The following is an 18,463-nucleotide window of genomic DNA, read 5'->3' as shown; positions in this document are numbered from 1 at the left end:
ATGTTCTAGCACTTAAGCCACAGCCATAGCATCGACTGTTAACTCAGCAAGTTGGGGTTTGGCTTTTTCTGCATGTAAACCCAGTTTTTGAAAGAGTTGTTGATCCTTGCCTTGTGCTGTATTTGGCGTAGTCAGCAATTTTTCACCAGAAAACAATGAGTTTGCACCGGCCATAAAAGCCAAAGCTTGATCTGCATCGGACAGCGATTCACGTCCCGCGGACAGACGAATATAACTTTTCGGCATAATGATTCGCGCTACCGCAATAGTGCGAATCCATTCAGTCACATCTAACTTGTCAACTTCTGCCAAAGGCGTACCCTGCATTGAGACCAGCATGTTGATCGGCACAGACTCAGGATGTATCGGTAAAGTCGCCAATTCAAACAACAAGCCAATTCGATCTTTGGTCTCTTCACCTAGGCCAACAATCCCGCCACTACACACTTTTAAGCCTGCCTCTCGGACATGACTTAAGGTATCTAAACGGTCGTCAAAGCTACGGGTACTAATCACATTTGGATAGTACTCACGCGACGTGTCTAAGTTATGATTGTAATAATCGAGTCCTGCACCTTTTAATCGTTCGGCTTGGGAGGCATTCAGCATGCCTAAGGTCATACAGGTTTCTAAACCCAAAGCTTTGACTTCACGCACCATATCCAAGACATAAGGCATATCGCGCTCATGTGGATTTCGCCATGCCGCGCCCATACAAAACCGTGTAGAACCCGAGGCCTTCGCCTGCTGTGCTTCGCTAATAACCTTTTCAACCGCAATTCTTTTTTCAGCTTCAAGCTTTGAGTCATAGCGCGCAGACTGTGAACAGTATTTGCAGTCTTCAGGGCATTTTCCTGTTTTGATCGACAGTAAAGTACTGACTTGAATGGCATTCGCTTCAAAGTACTGACGATGAATTTGCTGTGCTTGAAAGACCAAATCTAAAAAAGGCTGTTGGTAGAGTGCTTGTATTTCAGCGCGAGTCCAATCATTTCTCAGGTGCATATGCTATTCCTTTTGCTTTTCACTTCGGACTTTCCTTTGGCTTTAACCCAGCAAAGGAAAGTCCGTCTTCAACCTTATGCGATTTCTTTCAAGTCCAGTTCATTACGCATAAATTCCTGCAATTTAAACTTCTGCGCTTTGCCCGAAGCCGTCATTGGGAACTCATTAAAAAACCGGACATAACGTGGAACTTTATTGTGTGAAATGTGTTCTGCACAGTACTGACGGATCGACTCTTCCGTAATTTCATGATGCTCATGTAAAATAATACATGCACACAACTCTTCACCATAACGTGCATCTGGCAGACCAATGACTTGGACATCGCTGACATCAGGATGGGTGTATAAAAAGTCTTCGATTTCTTTCGGAAATAAGTTTTCTCCGCCACGAATGACCACATCTTTAATCCGGCCTTTAATTTTTACAAAACCGGCTTCGTCCATTTCTGCGATGTCGCCCGTATGCATCCAACGTGCTGAATCAATCACTTCTTGTGACTTCTCATGGTCTTCCCAATAACCCAACATTACCGAATAACCACGCACACACAGTTCACCCAACTGACCGCGCGGCACAACTTTGCCTTGTTCATCTACAATTTTAATTTCAAGATGTGGATGGACGCGCCCCACAGTTCCGACCCTTTGTTCAACTGAATCCGAGGTTGAACTTTGTGCACTGACAGGTGCCGTTTCAGTCATACCATAGCAAATGGTAATTTCGGACATGTGCATACGATCGATGACACGTTGCATAATTTCACGTGGACAAGGACTGCCCGCCATAATGCCTGTACGTAAACTGGAAAGATCAAAATCATCAAACTGTTCATGCTCTAAAATGGCAATAAACATGGTCGGCACACCGTATGCAGCCGTACATTTTTCTTGCTGGATGGCTTTTAACGTTTCTAAAGGATTAAACACCGCCGATGGATAGACCATGGTTGAACCATGCGTAATGCAGGCCAAATTGCCCATCACCATACCGAAACAGTGAAAGAGCGGTACAGAAATACAAACACGATCGGCAGGACTTAAGTGAATGGCTTCACCAACAAAATAACCATTATTGAGAATGTTATTATGTGTCAGCATTGTGCCTTTCGGGTTACCTGTGGTGCCCGAAGTAAACTGGATATTGATGGTTTCATCAAACTGCGATTCGCTTGCAACAAGCTCTAATTGATTGAGCTGTCTCTTGCTGGGGGGAGTAAGCAAATCGCTAAAACGATGCAGCCCTGTATGTTCTTCTTCATCAATTTTAATAATATATTTCAAATGTGGCAGTCGTTCTGCCTTTAACACTTTATTTTCAGCACCTTTAATTTCAGGTGCAATTTTCATTAGAATATCTTGATAATTCGTGCTTTTAAATTGCGATGCAATGACCAAGCCCTTACAAGAGACTTTATTCAACACATATTCGAGCTCATTACTTTTATAGGCAGGGTTCAAGTTGACTAAAATGATGCCTGCTTTAAACGCAGCAAACTGGGTGATCGTCCATTCCACACAGTTCGGTGACCAAATCGCAAGTCGATCGCCTTTTTTCAAGCCCAGTTTTAGTAAACTACAGGCAAACGCATTGACCTGAGCTTGTAATTCCTTATACGTGAGTCTGACATTTTGATGCAGACTGACAACAGCATCTTGTTCCGCATACTGCTGACACGCCTGATCAAATTTCTCACCAATCGTCATTCCTAATAGAGGCTGACTGCTCGTTCCATAGGCATAACTTAACCGTTCTTGTGTCATCGAATCGATCTCCTTGATTCATTGTAATCTTGTTATTCAACTTTAATTGTTCTATGACTACTTCCCTTCAAACACCAAGCCTTTGTGTTCACACCTGCTACTATTTTTCCTCCTGAACCTGAACTGCATTGACACAAAATTCGGCAATTTGTTTCACAAAGTAGTCTTTATAGTTTTGATCAAACATCACATTTCGAGACGGATTTAAAGGCTCAATCACCACAAAAGTCATGGCACCGACCACACAAAGTGCTGCAGTATTTAAATCTTCAAATCCAAACTCACCGTTAATTTTCCCTGCGGCCAGTATTTCTTTGATGCTCTGTTTAATCAGCTGTTTACTGCGAAAACGTTCATGTTCTAACTCAGCATCGACTGGTTCAAACATGAGTGAATACGCAAGTTGGGGGCTATTCATGGCACGTTTCACAAACGTGGTTACCGCCTTGTCCAATTTCTGTTTTGACGAGAGCTCACTTTCAGCAATGTGATTTAAAATTTTCACCTCATGCTGAATGGCCTCAGACAAAACCTCAATTAACACTTGGCTTTTGTTATCGAAGTATCGATACACCAAACCACTCGAAACACCCGCGCGTTCAGCAATTGCTTGAATTTGCGCGTCTTTAATCCCCCCTTGAGCAATAAGTTCACGAGCGGATTGCAAAATCGCTTCACGATTTTGTTCCATTCGTTCTTGCATCAATGATGATCTTTTATAACTCATAATTCTATTCTCAACCAGATAAAATGAATTGTAAATCAATTTGTGAATTTTAGTTCACTTTTTTAAAAATTCGATGTATTGTAAAAATCAAGCACAACAAAAATGCTTTATCAGGAACAATAAATACACTCATAGGACGAATGAAGAAATGACCCTACAAAGCTTAAATTTCGGTTTAGATGAAACACTCATTGCGCTGCGTGATTCCGTTGCGGCTTTTTGTGCCAAGGAAATTACCCCCATTGCGCAACAAGTCGATCAGAACAACGAATTTCCAGCTCAGTTGTGGAAAAAATTTGGCGATATGGGCTTACTCGGTCTGACCGTCAGTGAAGAATATGGCGGTACAGGTCTAGGTTATTTAGCGCATATCATTGCCATGCAAGAAATCTCACGTGCTTCAGCTTCGATTGGTCTTTCTTATGGTGCACATTCTAACCTATGTGTGAATCAAATTAACCGAAATGGTAGCGAGGAACAAAAGCAGCGCTATTTACCGAAGCTAATTTCAGGTGAATACGTCGGTGCACTCGCAATGTCTGAACCAAACGCAGGCTCAGACGTAGTCAGCATGAAACTCAAAGCTGAAGATTGTGGCGATCACTTCCTGTTAAATGGTTCAAAAATGTGGATCACCAATGGTGGTGATGCTGATGTGCTTGTGGTGTATGCCAAAACGGATCTGCATGCAGGCGCTAAAGGCATGACGGCTTTCCTTGTAGAAAAAGACATGGAAGGTTTTAGCCACGGCACACATTTAGACAAGTTGGGTATGCGTGGTTCGAACACTTACCCGCTGTTCTTTGACAACGTGAAAGTGCCAAAAGAAAACGTGATGGGCGGTGTAGGAAACGGCACGAAAGTGCTCATGAGTGGTTTGGACTATGAGCGTGCGGTTTTAAGCGCAGGTCCTTTAGGCATTATGGATGCCTGCATGGACACCGTGATTCCCTATATCCATGACCGTAAACAATTCGGCCAAGCGCTCGGTGAGTTCCAGTTAATGCAAGGAAAAATTGCAGATATGTATTCGACTTGGTTGGCATGTAAAGCGTTGGTTTATGCCGTGGGTGCTGAGTGCGACAAGACCGACCATAGCCGTAGCCTACGTAAAGATGCAGCCAGTGCAATTTTATATGCTGCGGAAAAAGCCACGTGGATGGCGGGTGAAACCATTCAGACCTTAGGTGGAAATGGTTATATCAATGAATTTTCTGCAGGCCGTCTATGGCGCGATGCAAAACTCTATGAAATTGGCGCGGGAACTTCTGAAATTCGCCGTATGTTGATTGGCCGTGAACTGTTTAATGAAACAGCTTAATCCTCCACAACAATAAAAATGACAAGGATGTTCGTGATGAATCAATTACATAGCAAGATCAATATTCGAAGTGAAGACTTCAAAACCAACCAAACCGCAATGCAAAGCTTGGTCGATGACTTAAAGCAAAAAGCAGAACAAATTGCTTTAGGCGGCGGTGAAGCGGCGCGACAAAAACATTTGGCACGCGGAAAACTGTTAGCACGTGATCGTATTGATCAGTTAATTGATGCAGGCACGGCATTCCTTGAAATTGGTCAGTTGGCAGCACAAAACGTCTATGCAGACGATGTGCCTGCGGCTGGTGTCGTTGCTGGTGTAGGTCAGGTCAATGGTGTGACCTGCATGATTGTCGCCAACGATGCTACGGTTAAAGGCGGTACGTACTACCCACTGACTGTGAAAAAACACTTACGTGCTCAAGAGATTGCTGAGCAAAACCATCTGCCCTGTATTTATTTGGTGGACTCAGGTGGTGCATATTTGCCGATGCAGGATGAAGTTTTCCCTGACCGTGATCACTTTGGCCGTATTTTCTATAATCAAGCACGCATGTCGAGCATGGGGATTGCCCAAATTGCGGTGGTAATGGGCAGTTGTACAGCTGGGGGTGCATACGTACCTGCCATGTCTGATGAAACCATTATTGTGCGTAACCAAGGGACGATTTTCTTAGGTGGCCCACCATTGGTGAAAGCAGCAACGGGTGAAGTGGTTAGCAGTGAAGACTTAGGCGGTGGTGATGTGCATACTCGCCTGTCTGGTGTAGCGGATCATTTGGCTGAGAACGACGAACATGCCATTGCCATTGCTCGTAATATCGTAGCCAACCTAAATAAAACACCACATACGCGTGCAACAGAGATTGAAGAACCGTTATTTGATGCAACAGAACTGTATGGCGTTGTGCCAAGTGATGCCCGTAAACCATTCGATATTCGTGAAGTGATTGCGCGCATTGTCGATGGTTCACGTTTTGATGAATTCAAAGCTCGCTTTGGCACCACCTTAGTCACAGGTTTTGCCAAAATCTATGGCATGCCCGTTGGCATTATTGCCAACAACGGTATTTTATTTTCAGAGTCTGCACAAAAAGGGGCTCACTTTATTGAGCTATGTACACAGCGCAATATTCCCCTACTGTTCCTCCAAAACATCACTGGCTTTATGGTCGGTCGCCAATACGAAAATGAAGGCATTGCTAAAAATGGCGCTAAACTGGTCATGGCTGTTGCAACCGCGAACGTGCCGAAACTCACTCTTGTGATTGGTGGTTCATTTGGTGCAGGCAACTACGGTATGTGTGGTCGTGCCTATTCTCCACGCTTCATGTGGACATGGCCGAACTCGCGTATTTCGGTCATGGGTGGTGAACAAGCGGCAAGTGTATTGTCGACCCTAAAGCGTGATCAAATCGAAAAACGTGGCGAGTCTTGGTCTGCGGCAGAAGAAGATGATTTTAAACAACCTTTCCGCGATCAGTTTGAACGTCAAGGCCATCCATATTATGCATCGGCACGTTTGTGGGATGACGGTGTGATTGACCCTGCACAAAGCCGTCAGGTGCTCGGTTTAAGTTTAGCCGCAGCCTTAAATGCACCCATCCAACCGACCAAATTCGGCGTGTTCCGCATGTAGGAGATGAGCGATGAGCTTTCAATATTTACAACTCGAACAACGCGACCAAGTGGCAACGGTATGGATTAATCGTGCAGAAATGCATAATGCCTTCAATACTCAAGTGATTGAAGAACTGCACCGCTGCTTTAGCGAACTCAACACGCGTGATGATGTTCGTGTCATGATTTTAGCTGGACGTGGCAAAAGCTTCTCTGCAGGTGCTGACCTGAACTGGATGAAAGAAGCGGGACAAGCCTCACAGGCTGAAAATGAAGCCGATGCATTAAAACTAGCGAAAATGCTACAAAGTTTAGCGACTTTAAAACAACCGACCATCGCCCGTGTACAAGGCATTGCTTTTGGTGGTGGCATGGGACTGGCTTCTGCCTGTGATATTTGTGTGGCAAGCAGCGATGCTAAGTTTGCAACCTCTGAAGTGCGCTTAGGTTTAGCCCCTTCAACCATTAGCCCTTATGTGATTCGTGCGATTGGTGCACGCCAGGCTTCACGCTACTTTTTAACCGCAGAGCGTATTTCTGCGGAGCAAGCCCTACACATTGGTCTGGCGCATGTGGTTGCCGATGCTGAACAGTTAGATGAAAAAGTCGCAGAAATGGTCGATGCCTTACTTTTGGGTGGACCAGCAGCACAAACGGCTTCAAAACAACTCATCCAAATGGTCGACCAACAAGTGTTAACCGAAGCATTATTGTTGCAAACAGCACAACATATTGCCCATGTACGCCAAGGATCAGAGGCGAAAAATGGCTTAAATGCTTTTTTAAATAAACACAGTCCAGTCTGGATCAAGACAACGGCATAACAACAAGAAAGGATATCGATATGTTTAATAAAATCTTAATTGCGAACCGTGGTGAAATTGCTTGTCGTGTGATCCGAACTGCAAAAAAAATGGGCATTGCCACCGTTGCAGTCTATTCAGATGCTGACGCTCAGGCACAGCACGTGCAACAAGCCGACGAAGCCATTTATATCGGCGAATCTCCTGCTGCACAAAGCTATCTACAAATTGAACGTATTATCCAAGCTGCCTTAGATACAGGTGCAGAAGCAATTCATCCGGGTTATGGCTTTTTATCTGAAAATGACCAATTTGCCAATGCCTGCCAAAAAAACAACATTGTCTTTATTGGTCCACCTGTAGATGCCATTTTAGCCATGGGCCTCAAAGCCACTTCTAAATCCTTAATGGAGAAAGCAGGTGTACCGCTGACACCGGGCTACCATGGCACCAACCAAGATCCTGATTTTTTAAAACAACAAGCCGATGCCATTGGCTACCCTGTACTGATTAAAGCCAGTGCTGGTGGGGGGGGTAAAGGCATGCGCTTGGTGGATCGTGGCGAAGACTTTTTAAGTCATTTGGCTTCATGTAAAAGTGAGGCGCGTTCAAGCTTTGGCAATGACGATGTACTGGTTGAACGCTATGTAGTACAACCGCGCCATATTGAAGTACAAGTTTTTGGTGATACACATGGTAACTATGTGCACCTATTTGAACGCGATTGTTCGGTACAACGTCGCCATCAAAAAGTACTAGAAGAAGCGCCTGCACCCAAAATGGCAGAGCTAAAACTCGAAGCCATGCGCCAAGCCGCTATTGATGCAGCACGTGCAGTGGATTATGTCGGCGCAGGGACAGTTGAGTTTATTGTGGAACAAGACGGCACGGCGTATTTCATGGAAATGAATACTCGCCTGCAAGTTGAGCACCCTGTAACAGAGATGATTACAGGGCAAGATTTGGTGGAATGGCAACTTCGTGTAGCTTTTGGTGAACCACTACCTAAACAACAGCACGAACTCAGTATTCATGGTCATGCGCTGGAAGCGCGTGTCTATGCTGAAGAACCTGAAAAAGGTTTCTTACCTGCGATTGGGAAAATCCACTACCTGCACTACCCTCAGCAAAATGAGCATGTCCGCGTAGACAGTGGCATTGTTGAAGGGGATGAAATCACGACCTTTTACGACCCAATGATTGCCAAATTAATTGTTTGGGCAAAGAATCGTGAAGCAGCACTCACCCAAATGCACCATGCACTGAGTCAATTCCATGTCGATGGCTTGGGCAATAACATTGCATTCTTAGACCGTTTGGTCCGTTCAGAGTCTTTTAAAACCGCCAACCTAGACACCAACTTAATTCAACGTGAAGAAGCGTTTTTACTGCAACACAATGAAACAGCCTCTTTAGAGCTCATCATCACGGCGGCATTGATTGAACTCTTATCTCGCTTTGCTAGCAATAAAACAGCTGCAAATCCTGTGTGGCAAGCCGAGTCTCTATGGCGTTTAAATATTAATGCCAGCTATGCCATTAAACTTGCACTGAACGATGAAGAACATAAAGTCTATTTCAGCCCAACAGCAAAAGGCTTTACAGCGAAGTACAATGGAAAGAGCGTTTTCATTCAGGGTGAATTGTTAGAGGCACATTTAGCTAAAATTGAATGTGCAACAAGCAAAAAGACCTATGCTTATAGTTCAAATGCACAGGGCCTAACCCTGTATGCAGATGGTCAAAGCTATAAGTTTGCACATATTAAGCCTAACTTTAATACGGAAGATGATGCTTCTGATGCCAACAACTTAAAAGCACCAATGCCGGGTGTGATCACGCAAGTCTTGGTACAAAACAACAGCGCAGTGAAAAAAGATGATGTATTACTCACGCTGGAAGCGATGAAAATTGAATATTCAATTCGTGCTCCACATGACGGCATTGTCTCTACGGCTTACTTCCAAGTCGGTGATCAGGTCAAAGCAGGCGATGAATTGGTTGAGTTTTCAAGCTTGGAAGGTGCCGCATGAATGAATTTGTCAAAATTGTCGAAGTCGGGCCGCGAGATGGTTTGCAAAATGAAAAGACACCGCTCACTTTGGATGACCGTCGCAAACTGATTTTAGATTTAATGCAAACAGGACTCAGTGCCATTGAAGTGGGTTCTTGCGTCTCTGCAAAGTGGGTTCCACAAATGGCACAGAGTGATGAACTCTTTGCCAGCTTACCCAAAGATCCGAATATCAGTTTTAGTTTACTGACTCCGAACTTGAAAGGGTTTGAGTCTGCTCTGGCAGTCGGCTGTCAGGAGGTTGCAGTTTTTACCGCAGCCTCCGAAAGCTTTACCCAAAAAAACATCAATTGCTCCATTGATGAAAGCTTTGAAAAATTTGCAGACATTATGACTGCCGCTAAAGCCCATAACATCAAAGTGCGTGGTTATGTGTCTTGTATTGTCGACTGCCCCTATGAAGGCGCAATTGCACCGAGCAAAGTTGCACACGTCAGTCAACGTTTGCTGGACATGGGCTGCTATGAAGTGTCCTTAGGTGAAACAATTGGCACGGCGACACCAGACCGCGTGAAAAAAGTCTGGCAGGCATGTTTAGCTGAAATAGATGCCGCGAGTTTAGCAGGACATTTTCATAATACCTATGGCATGGCCATTGCCAACATTTACCAGTCTTTAGAACAAGGCATTCGTGTATTTGATTCTTCGATTGCAGGTCTAGGTGGCTGCCCTTATGCCAAAGGTGCATCGGGCAATGTCTCCACAGAAGACCTTTACTACCTACTCTCCAACATGGGTTATGACACAGGGATTGATCTTGATGCACTGATGATTGCCAGCCAAAACATCAGCCAAGTGCTACAACGCACCAATCCATCTAACTATGCCAATGCCTACTGGCAAAAGCGCTGTGCCTAAGCCATTCAATTGATAACGAGAACACTATGGTCAATAAAGTTTATTCAAGTGCAAAGGATGCACTGCAAGATGTAGTTCAAGATGGTCAAACCCTAGCGGTTGGTGGCTTTGGTTTATGCGGTATTCCAGAAAGTCTAATTACAGCCTTAAAACAAACGGGTGTGAAAAACCTCACCTGTATTTCAAACAATGCAGGCGTTGATGGTTTCGGCTTAGGACTGTTATTAGAAAGCAAACAAATCAAAAAAATGATTGCTTCTTATGTGGGTGAAAACAAAGAATTTGAACGTCAGTTCTTAAATGGTGAGCTTGAAGTGGAGCTCACCCCTCAAGGTACACTGGCAGAAAAACTCCGTGCTGGAGGTGCAGGTATTCCCGCTTTCTTTACCGCAACAGGCGTCGGTACGCTTATTGCCGAAGGCAAAGAAGAGCGTGAGTTTAATGGCAAACCATATATTCTAGAAAACTCGCTCACCGCTGACATTGCACTCGTGAAGGCTTACAAGGCCGATACTGCAGGTAACTTAATTTTCCGTAAAACCGCACAAAACTTTAATCCTGTATGTGCGATGGCTGGAAAAGTCTGCATTGTCGAAGTTGAGGAAATTGTTGAAATTGGCGCTTTAGATCCAGACCAAATTCACCTGCCGGGTATTTATGTCAATCGCATTGTGCTGAATGCAAACCCTGAAAAACGTATCGAACAACTCACATTAAAAGAGGAGGCTTAACCCATGGCTTGGTCTCGTAATGAAATGGCACAACGTGCAGCGCTTGAGCTGGAAGATGGTTTTTATGTCAATTTAGGCATTGGCTTACCCACACTGGTGGCCAACTATATTCCTGAAAACGTCAACGTCTGGTTGCAGTCTGAAAATGGATTGTTAGGTATTGGCGAGTTTCCAACAGCCGAAACAGTCGATGCCGATTTAATCAATGCTGGAAAACAAACTGTTACTGCACGTCAGGGCGCCGCATTTTTCTCTAGTGCAGATTCTTTTGCCATGATCCGTGGAGGTCATGTCAATATCGCCATTTTAGGGGCAATGGAAGTCTCACAAAATGGCGATTTGGCCAACTGGATGATTCCGGGTAAAAAAGTCAAAGGCATGGGCGGTGCGATGGATTTGGTTGCTGGAGTACAAAAAGTGGTGGTGCTCATGGAACACTCTGCAAAAGATGGTACGCCGAAAATTGTCGAGCAGTGTAGCCTGCCCCTGACAGGCAAAAATGTCGTACATCGCGTGATTACTGACCTCGGTGTCATGGACATTACGCAGGAAGGTGTGAAATTGGTTGAACTGGCGAAAGATGTCAGTTTTGAAGATATTCAAAAAGTGACAGGTGTTCCCCTCATCCGCTAATTCGACATCATTTATACAATAGAAAAATAATCCAATGCCTTTAAAGCAGCGATCCTGTTTTAAAGGCATTTCTATCAGCACGGATAGGCTGAATCAAAAATTCATACCTCATAGATAAAAATGGAATCAATGCATGGAAAACTCTCAAAATATTTTGCAACGTTTTGCACTACGTGTCAGTGATTGGTCGGAGAAATGGTTCCCAGACTCTTATATTTTTGCCCTATTGGGTGTCGTGATCGTTGCGATTGCCTCTATCATTATTGGTGCGCCTGCCAAAGATGTCGCGGTTTCCTTCGGAGATGGTTTTTGGAGTCTGATCCCTTTTACCTTACAAATGTGTATGCTGATTGTGGTTGGTTATGTGGTTTCTGTTTCAAAACCTGTGGAGCTACTGATTCAAAAAATGGCCCGAATTCCCCATAGTGGTCGCGGTGCGATTGTTCTTGTTGCCACGGTCAGTTTATTAATTTCGCTGATTAACTGGGCCATGAGTACGGTACTGACTGCCCTGCTGGTGATTGCTTTAGCTAAACGCAAAGAACTGAATATGGACTATCGTGCTGCCGCCGCCGCCGCGATTATTGGGATGGGAGCAACGTGGGCCTTAGGTATTAGTTCTTCTGCAGCACAACTGCAAGCCAACAAAGCCAGCCTGCCCGAATCGATTTACAATCTAACCGGTGTGATTCCCTTTACCGAAACCATTTTCTTGCCACAGTCCATGATCATGACGGCTGTATTGATTATTGCCTCGATTGCTATTGCATTCTGGTCTGCACCCAAAGGGCAAGACATTAAAACCATTGATCAATTCCCCATTCAGTTTGAGGAAGAAACTAACCCGACACCAACCACAAAACGCCCAGGTGACTGGTTAGAGAACTCGCCTTTATTGAGTATCTTGATTGTGCTCTTGGGTCTGGTTTGGATGTTCAATGAGTTCAGCAAAAGCAATCCGATCTTGGCTATTTCAAGCCTAAACACCTACAACTTTATTTTCCTCATGCTGGGTATTGCACTACATGGTACGCCACGAAATTTCCTCAATGCTGTCACTAAAGCCGTGCCAGCTGTCTCAGGTGTTCTGATTCAGTTTCCACTGTATGGCAGTATCGCCTTTATGATGACGCAAGCCTTGAATAGTCATGATTTATCGCTATCACATTATATTGCTGAGTTTTTTGTTTCAATTGCCTCCAAAGAAACCTTTGCCATTGTGATGGGCTTATATTCTGCCATTTTAGGCTTTTTCATTCCTTCTGGCGGTGGTAAATGGATTATTGAAGCCCCCTATGTCATGCAAGCGGCACATGATTTAAAAGTGCATTTGGGCTGGTCGGTGCAAATCTATAATGCTGCTGAAGCCTTGCCGAATTTAATCAACCCATTTTTTATGCTGCCAATGCTCGGCATTCTCAAATTAAAAGCCAAAGATGTGATCGGCTTTACCGTCACTCAATTGGTTTTCCACCTGCCTTTGGTGCTGTTCCTACTTTGGATTTTAGGCCGTAGCCTGACCTATATGCCGCCTACCTTTTAAACGAGAGACAAAAAACAATCTAAATAAAAAAGGACGAATCATATTCGTCCTTTTCTCATTCTATAAAATACTCAATAAAGCGTATTTTTTACCTAGCCCAATTAATTAAACACATTATTTAAATACACAATGCGCTCATTGGTTTTTTGGTTAAAGCACTTGGTATATTGCAATTGTTGATCTTGGGCACGTAAAGCCTCATCCCAATATTGCGACTGCTTTTGATAGGTTTCTTTTTCACTATCCGTCATTTGGTAGACACTTTTTTGAGAAATCACTTTACAGTCTACATCACGTTTTTCAAACCACTCGGTTTGGTCTTGTTGTAGCTGCTGTTTTTGCTCCTCAGTGAAATTGTCCCAAGTTTGGTTCAGGCGTTCTACCACTTTGACTTGGTCAGCATCCAGTTCCTTCTTACGAATATTCATGGCTTTCTGTGCCAGTTCCATCTGCGCAACTTCTTGCTCATTATATTGTTTGATGTTTTCTTGCTGCTCTAAATTGGCTTTTTCATATGCCGCAAACTGCACCGCATGTTGCGTCACCAAAACCACACCATCAATCACGCCATTTTGATTTGGTACATTGAGGCTAATGCCTTCTTTATCCGTTTTAATAATGTTATAGCTAAATGCACCTTGTAGCTGATCATTGTCTAAGTTGAGTGAATATTCACCCTCTTCTAAGACATCACGTAAAGTACTTTGATAACCGTCCTCACACTCTTCGCATGGACGCGCTAAAAACGCATTTTCAGCACGTTTCTGTAACCCTTTCGGGAAAATCACCACCAACTGGCTTTCGCAGTCCAATTGCTTCGCAGTTTCAGGTTTTTCTGTAGTTGTTGAAATCCCTTTAATTTCAAAGCGAATACCGTTATTAATCTGCGTTAATAATTTTTCATCGGCCTCATATTCACGGCTATCACGCAGACGACGGTCTAGGGCTTTTAAGTATTCAGCTTTTAAATGCGCTTGAATTTGTTCAACGTTGGCAGGAGCCGTACAACTCCAATCTGACATTTCTTGCGGTTCAGCAACCGTTTCTGTTTTATTCTCGGTTCGGTTACAAGCACTTAAAAATAAACTGCTCAAGATTAGACTGGCAAAAATTGTTTTCTTCATCATTGTTATAAAACCATAAGGCTGTTGTTTTTCGCAGCGTATTTAACCAAAAAATAAGCTTTTATGCGAGTAGCTAAATAAAAGAACCCTGCCGTAGCAGGGTTAAAACATCGCTTAGTTGACCTTTTCAACACCACGATCATCCACTTCACGCACCACACCCGAGTCTGTATTTAAAACCTCAAACTCGATACGGCGGTTTTTAAACTTGCCTTCATCAGTTTGATTGTCTGCTATTGGCTTTTCTTGCCCATAACCAATCGCTCTCAACTGCGCAGGATCGACGCCTTTAAAAATTAAATAATCCACCACCGCTTGCGCTCGATTTTGCGACAAAGTTTTATTGACTGCCGCATCTCCCGTTGCATCTGTATGCCCCATCACGGTCAGTTTAACTTGAGGGGATTTTTGCATCAGCGCCGCGGCCTGATCCAAAATCGACTTATTGACATCAGGTATCGTCGATGAAGCTGTATCAAAGTTAATAATTTGCAAATTCAATGCCGTGGCAACGTCTAGTGCTCGAACTTGCTCAGGATTAATTTCTGCCAGTGCACGCTCAGCATCACTAATACTGGTATCCACGGCACGGTTTACATCCAGTGGTTGCTGCGTCACAACTGTCATATTACGCAGTAAAGGTTTAATTTGATCTGCCACTTTAAGTGCATTGGCTGGATCTTGTGATTGAATCGATAACTGATTGCCAAACCATGTTAAATTTATATTTGGCACACCTTTCAATGCACTGATTACACTGGGTATCGCATCTTGGTCGATAAATTCAGTGTGATACATACTCTGCATATCTGCACCACAGCCGATGCTGTTATTAAAAATTTGCTTTACTTCTTTTTGCAAAATTTCAACATAAGCCGCATTGGCTGAGAAAATTTGGCAAGTGACCAAATCTCCTGTTGCCCCTGTGGTGATTTGAAATTTAGCAGGTTGGCTGGCATTCACATTTGCAGCAGGTGCTGTTTCAGTTGTGGCCTTTTCGGTACAGGCTCTAAAAATAAAAGCAAACAATGCCGCAAAAATAATTAAAGCCAAAACTGGCAGTAAAAATGACCGTTTCTCATCTACTTTTGTAGCATGTACGCTTGCAGGTGCAACATGTGTAGCTTGTCCTTGTAAGATATTTACCCCCAATCCGGCCAGTAATGCAGTTGCCCACTCAGGTAAGGCACGACTAATGGAATCTGTGTTGACCTGTAGTAAATGGGAAATCGCTTCAGGTTCTGAAGAGCCTGCCTCTGTGGCTAAAAATGCTAATGCAGGTGTAATCGAACGGCTCAAGGTACTTTCAATTTCATCTGCGGGTGCTGCCCCGCGGACATGCTCCAAAAACTGTTGCTTGAGACTGACATTCGATGCAAAAGCATCATTAAGACGTGGATTCAACTGCTGCTGAAATGCAGGAATCAGTTCAGACTTTGACTTTAATATAGACAGTAAAATTGGTAAAAAGGATTGAATTGCTTGATTTTTTTCAAGTAAATGTTGTGTATCACCCTCTAAAACAATTGCAGAGACATTTTGTTTTAGTAAATCCATAAAATCGACATTCATGAAGCCTTACCCCACTTTTTCTCATTGTTTTCATCGTCATTTTCCAGTTTATCTGTTCATTTTTTATACTTTGTAAAATATTGTATTTGCATCAGTTTTATCTAGGCCCAATAAAAAAGCCAGCCGAAGCTGACTTTTTAATCCACATTTAATGCAATATTTAAGCTGCAAAAGTTTTTAGAACTTTTCCTTTCACCACTTGATTGATCAAAGGTGTATTTTTACCTTGCGACAAAATATTGTCTTTATTCACAATCCAGTCTAACTCAGGATCAACCAATACCCAGCCTGCTTCAGCAGTCCAACGTTCAAGCATATTGGCTACCGTGGCAGGTGCAATCGTGACTTTTTCGACCCATTCCAAAGGACTAAATAAACCTTCACGTACCAATTGCACACCAAAAGCTACATAGGTATCAAAAGCAGTGATGCCCGGTTGTGTTTCAGCAAATGGTGCTAGCTTTGCAGAACTGCTTAACGGTTCATGATGTGTACAAATCGCATCGATCACTCCACTTTTCACACCTTGGCGAAGGAGCTCTTTATCCGACTCAGCACGTAACGGCGGACGGACATGTGCAAGTGAGTTGAAGCCATCAATCAGCTGATCTGTTAAATGCAGCTGATGCATCGCCACATCGCATGTGACTGGTAGACCTTTATCTTTAGCGATTTTAATCAAATCAACAGAAGCACCTGTAGACAATAAACCAAAGTGGGCACGAACACCCGTCGCTTCAATCATTAACAAATACTTGGCAATGGCAATGGTTTCGGCAATCGCTGGGATGGTCGGTAAGCCCTGACGCGATGCCACAAAGCCCTCATGGACACAGCCATCTTTGGCAATTTGCGGTTCTTCGGCATAAAACACCACCGTCATACCAAGGCCTGCTGCGTATTCTAAAGTGCGCAGCACCACATCGTCATCTGCAAAAGGCGCATTGGCATTTGAAACTGCTTTACAACCGCCCTTTTTAAGACCCGCCATATTTGCAGGTTGGTTGCCTTGTAAGCCTTGGGTTTGAGCACCAATCACTTCAAGATAAATGCCGCCATCCAACATGGCTTTTTCCATCAAACCATGAATCAAAGCACCATTGTCTTGCACAATCGGTTTTGAGTCTGGCGGTGTAAACACATGCAAAATACCATTTTCACGCGCAGCACGACCTTCTGATTTTAATGTCCCGTGCTGTTGCTGACCTGGTTCACGTAGGCGTGCACATAAGTCCACCATGGTTGGCATTAACCACTTGCCTTGACCATCAATTGTTTCAGTGACATTGGTTGTTTCAGCAACCAACTTGCCATTTTCGATATACACTGTTTGAACCGCATCTGTTTGATGAATTGGGTCAAGAACACGTACATTTTCAATTTTTACAACAGTCATGACTTATTCCTTATACCGCAATCGCGTCTAACAAACCTTGCTCTTGCAGTTGACCTTGCATTGCAAGCGCCAAAACTGCCATACGTACAGCAATCCCGTTGGTCACCTGATTTAAAATCACAGACTGTGGACCATCAGCAATACTGGAATCAATCTCTACACCACGGTTCATAGGTCCCGGATGCATCACGATGCAATCAGGTTTTGCCATCGCAAGACGTTCTTTGTTTAAACCGTACATTTTGTAGAATTCAGCTTGAGATGACAGCGCAGGCGAATCAATACGTTCATTTTGAATACGTAAGGTAATAATCACGTCGCAGTCTTGAATCCCTGCTTCCATGTTATTAAATAAACGTACACCTTCACCATATTCGTCAAAACCATATGGCAGCAGCGTATTCGGTGCAATTACACGAATATCTTTACACCCCAGTGTTTGTAATGCAGCAACATCTGAACGCGCCACGCGTGAATGTTTAATATCACCAATGATGGCAATTGAAATATCTTCAAATTTCTTTTTGGTTTCACGGCGAATGGTCAGCATGTCCAACATAGCTTGTGTTGGATGCGCATGACGGCCATCACCTGCATTGATAATTGCAACATGCGGACAAACGGTTTGGGCAATAAAATGTGCCGCACCCGACGAAGAATGACGTACCACAAAAATATCCGCAGCCATCGCTTCTAAGTTCCACAAAGTGTCTCTGAGCGTCTCCCCTTTGGAAGTACTTGAACGTGCGATATCGATATTTAATACATTTGCAGAAAGTCGTTTTGCCGCTGCTTCAAAAGTAGTACGAGTACGGGTTGAGTTTTCAAAGAAAAGGTTCATTACCGTTCGACCTTCTAAGAGGTTGTTGGTAATCAGCTGATTTTGGTCATTAAAAAAGGACTGCGCGGTGTCCAATATTTTTGTAAGAGTTTCTTTAGAAAGGCCTTCGATGGTGAGGAAGTGTTTGAGATGACCATCTTGGTTGAGTTGAATCTGACTCGGAGTATGCAATGCTGCCAAGTGCATGAGAGATTCCTTGTACGTTAAGTTAACGCATTATACAGATTTTCTTTTTGATTTGGACCTCAGTTTAAAACAATTGCCTTAATTATCATCGGCTTCAAAACTAAGATTATGAAATTCTTATCTATTATTTCAACCAGTTAAATTAAACCATCAAAGGCTAAATTAGCCAAATTCAGAGTTCATCAAATTGCTATAAATATCAATTCTATAGAGTTTCTTATCTCATTTATCCCAAGCGGACATTTAAAAAAGCTCTCTTGCGAGAGC

Annotated in this window: 15 protein-coding genes; 8 read left to right on the top strand and 7 right to left on the bottom strand. The window is 43.5% G+C overall.

From position 1 onward, the window contains the following. Positions 1–12: 12 nt before the first annotated feature. From bioB to AC0KVP_RS05475, 3 genes are all read right to left on the bottom strand, one after another. Positions 13–1,005: a biotin synthase BioB gene (gene bioB, locus AC0KVP_RS05485; protein ID WP_348924245.1), complete on the bottom strand. Its 993-nt coding sequence runs from the start codon at positions 1,003–1,005 to the stop codon at positions 13–15. Positions 1,006–1,079: 74 nt separating this feature from the next. Next, positions 1,080–2,768 carry an AMP-binding protein gene (locus AC0KVP_RS05480; RefSeq protein WP_005400597.1) on the bottom strand — a complete coding sequence of 563 codons (1,689 nt, stop codon included), beginning with the start codon at positions 2,766–2,768 and terminating at the stop codon, positions 1,080–1,082. Between the two features lie 100 nt (positions 2,769–2,868). Then, positions 2,869–3,495, bottom strand: a complete 627-nt coding sequence (locus AC0KVP_RS05475; protein ID WP_004982268.1) for a TetR/AcrR family transcriptional regulator — start codon at positions 3,493–3,495, stop codon at positions 2,869–2,871. 148 nt (positions 3,496–3,643) lie between these two features. On the opposite strand from AC0KVP_RS05475, the gene AC0KVP_RS05470 reads away from it, so the two are divergent. The 8 genes from AC0KVP_RS05470 to AC0KVP_RS05435 all read left to right on the top strand — a co-directional run bounded on the left by AC0KVP_RS05470 (position 3,644) and on the right by AC0KVP_RS05435 (position 13,077). After that, the gene (locus AC0KVP_RS05470; protein ID WP_279677874.1) at positions 3,644–4,816 is read left to right on the top strand and encodes an isovaleryl-CoA dehydrogenase; all 1,173 of its coding nucleotides are present in this window, start codon (positions 3,644–3,646) and stop codon (positions 4,814–4,816) included. A gap of 36 nt (positions 4,817–4,852) precedes the next feature. After that, positions 4,853–6,454, top strand: a complete 1,602-nt coding sequence (locus AC0KVP_RS05465) for a carboxyl transferase domain-containing protein (protein ID WP_062033822.1) — start codon at positions 4,853–4,855, stop codon at positions 6,452–6,454. 10 nt (positions 6,455–6,464) lie between these two features. Beyond that, complete coding sequence (locus AC0KVP_RS05460) at positions 6,465–7,259, top strand: enoyl-CoA hydratase/isomerase family protein (RefSeq protein WP_473339523.1); 795 nt, start codon at positions 6,465–6,467, stop codon at positions 7,257–7,259. 20 nt (positions 7,260–7,279) lie between these two features. After that, positions 7,280–9,271, top strand: coding sequence for an acetyl/propionyl/methylcrotonyl-CoA carboxylase subunit alpha (locus AC0KVP_RS05455; RefSeq protein WP_473339521.1), 1,992 nt, complete (start codon positions 7,280–7,282; stop codon positions 9,269–9,271). Continuing rightward, a complete protein-coding gene (locus AC0KVP_RS05450; protein ID WP_473339519.1) occupies positions 9,268–10,170 on the top strand; it encodes a hydroxymethylglutaryl-CoA lyase in 903 nt (300 codons plus the stop codon). Before AC0KVP_RS05455 ends, AC0KVP_RS05450 begins: the two co-directional genes overlap by 4 nt. 26 nt (positions 10,171–10,196) lie before the next feature. Beyond that, positions 10,197–10,901, top strand: coding sequence for a CoA transferase subunit A (locus AC0KVP_RS05445; protein WP_473339518.1), 705 nt, complete (start codon positions 10,197–10,199; stop codon positions 10,899–10,901). Positions 10,902–10,904: 3 nt separating this feature from the next. Further along, complete coding sequence (locus AC0KVP_RS05440) at positions 10,905–11,534, top strand: CoA transferase subunit B (RefSeq protein WP_010327116.1); 630 nt, start codon at positions 10,905–10,907, stop codon at positions 11,532–11,534. A 133-nt stretch (positions 11,535–11,667) separates the two neighbouring features. Further along, positions 11,668–13,077 (top strand): short-chain fatty acid transporter, encoded by a 1,410-nt coding sequence (locus tag AC0KVP_RS05435; protein ID WP_473339514.1) that lies wholly within the window; start codon positions 11,668–11,670, stop codon positions 13,075–13,077. Positions 13,078–13,178: 101 nt separating this feature from the next. Here AC0KVP_RS05435 and AC0KVP_RS05430 read toward each other — a convergent pair whose 3' ends face one another. The 4 genes from AC0KVP_RS05430 to AC0KVP_RS05415 form a co-directional block, all read right to left on the bottom strand. Then, positions 13,179–14,201, bottom strand: a complete 1,023-nt coding sequence (locus AC0KVP_RS05430) for a DUF1311 domain-containing protein (protein WP_473340427.1) — start codon at positions 14,199–14,201, stop codon at positions 13,179–13,181. 114 nt (positions 14,202–14,315) lie between these two features. Continuing rightward, positions 14,316–15,773 carry an OmpA family protein gene (locus AC0KVP_RS05425; RefSeq protein ID WP_473339513.1) on the bottom strand — a complete coding sequence of 486 codons (1,458 nt, stop codon included), beginning with the start codon at positions 15,771–15,773 and terminating at the stop codon, positions 14,316–14,318. A 160-nt stretch (positions 15,774–15,933) separates the two neighbouring features. Next, positions 15,934–17,169, bottom strand: a complete 1,236-nt coding sequence (locus tag AC0KVP_RS05420) for a dihydroorotase (RefSeq protein WP_279734849.1) — start codon at positions 17,167–17,169, stop codon at positions 15,934–15,936. 10 nt (positions 17,170–17,179) lie between these two features. Beyond that, positions 17,180–18,196 (bottom strand): aspartate carbamoyltransferase catalytic subunit, encoded by a 1,017-nt coding sequence (locus AC0KVP_RS05415; protein ID WP_148825756.1) that lies wholly within the window; start codon positions 18,194–18,196, stop codon positions 17,180–17,182. Between the last annotated feature and the right edge of the window lie 267 nt (positions 18,197–18,463).

Source organism: Acinetobacter sp. DL27 (assembly GCF_055810995.1).
The sequence above is the reverse complement of the archived record's forward strand: the minus strand, read 5'-3'. Positions and strand labels throughout refer to the sequence as shown.

What these genes read in the sequence shown, in the direction of transcription:
- AC0KVP_RS05440 (WP_010327116.1), top strand. Translation starts at nt 10,905, where the DNA reads ATGGCTTGGTCTCGTAATGAAATGGCACAACGTGCAGCGCTTGAGCTG.
- bioB (WP_348924245.1), bottom strand. Translation starts at nt 1,005, where the DNA reads ATGCACCTGAGAAATGATTGGACTCGCGCTGAAATACAAGCACTCTAC.
- AC0KVP_RS05430 (WP_473340427.1), bottom strand. Translation starts at nt 14,201, where the DNA reads ATGAAGAAAACAATTTTTGCCAGTCTAATCTTGAGCAGTTTATTTTTA.
- AC0KVP_RS05435 (WP_473339514.1), top strand. Translation starts at nt 11,668, where the DNA reads ATGGAAAACTCTCAAAATATTTTGCAACGTTTTGCACTACGTGTCAGT.
- AC0KVP_RS05450 (WP_473339519.1), top strand. Translation starts at nt 9,268, where the DNA reads ATGAATGAATTTGTCAAAATTGTCGAAGTCGGGCCGCGAGATGGTTTG.
- AC0KVP_RS05470 (WP_279677874.1), top strand. Translation starts at nt 3,644, where the DNA reads ATGACCCTACAAAGCTTAAATTTCGGTTTAGATGAAACACTCATTGCG.
- AC0KVP_RS05465 (WP_062033822.1), top strand. Translation starts at nt 4,853, where the DNA reads ATGAATCAATTACATAGCAAGATCAATATTCGAAGTGAAGACTTCAAA.
- AC0KVP_RS05480 (WP_005400597.1), bottom strand. Translation starts at nt 2,768, where the DNA reads ATGACACAAGAACGGTTAAGTTATGCCTATGGAACGAGCAGTCAGCCT.
- AC0KVP_RS05455 (WP_473339521.1), top strand. Translation starts at nt 7,280, where the DNA reads ATGTTTAATAAAATCTTAATTGCGAACCGTGGTGAAATTGCTTGTCGT.
- AC0KVP_RS05420 (WP_279734849.1), bottom strand. Translation starts at nt 17,169, where the DNA reads ATGACTGTTGTAAAAATTGAAAATGTACGTGTTCTTGACCCAATTCAT.
- AC0KVP_RS05415 (WP_148825756.1), bottom strand. Translation starts at nt 18,196, where the DNA reads ATGCACTTGGCAGCATTGCATACTCCGAGTCAGATTCAACTCAACCAA.
- AC0KVP_RS05460 (WP_473339523.1), top strand. Translation starts at nt 6,465, where the DNA reads ATGAGCTTTCAATATTTACAACTCGAACAACGCGACCAAGTGGCAACG.
- AC0KVP_RS05475 (WP_004982268.1), bottom strand. Translation starts at nt 3,495, where the DNA reads ATGAGTTATAAAAGATCATCATTGATGCAAGAACGAATGGAACAAAAT.
- AC0KVP_RS05425 (WP_473339513.1), bottom strand. Translation starts at nt 15,773, where the DNA reads ATGAATGTCGATTTTATGGATTTACTAAAACAAAATGTCTCTGCAATT.
- AC0KVP_RS05445 (WP_473339518.1), top strand. Translation starts at nt 10,197, where the DNA reads ATGGTCAATAAAGTTTATTCAAGTGCAAAGGATGCACTGCAAGATGTA.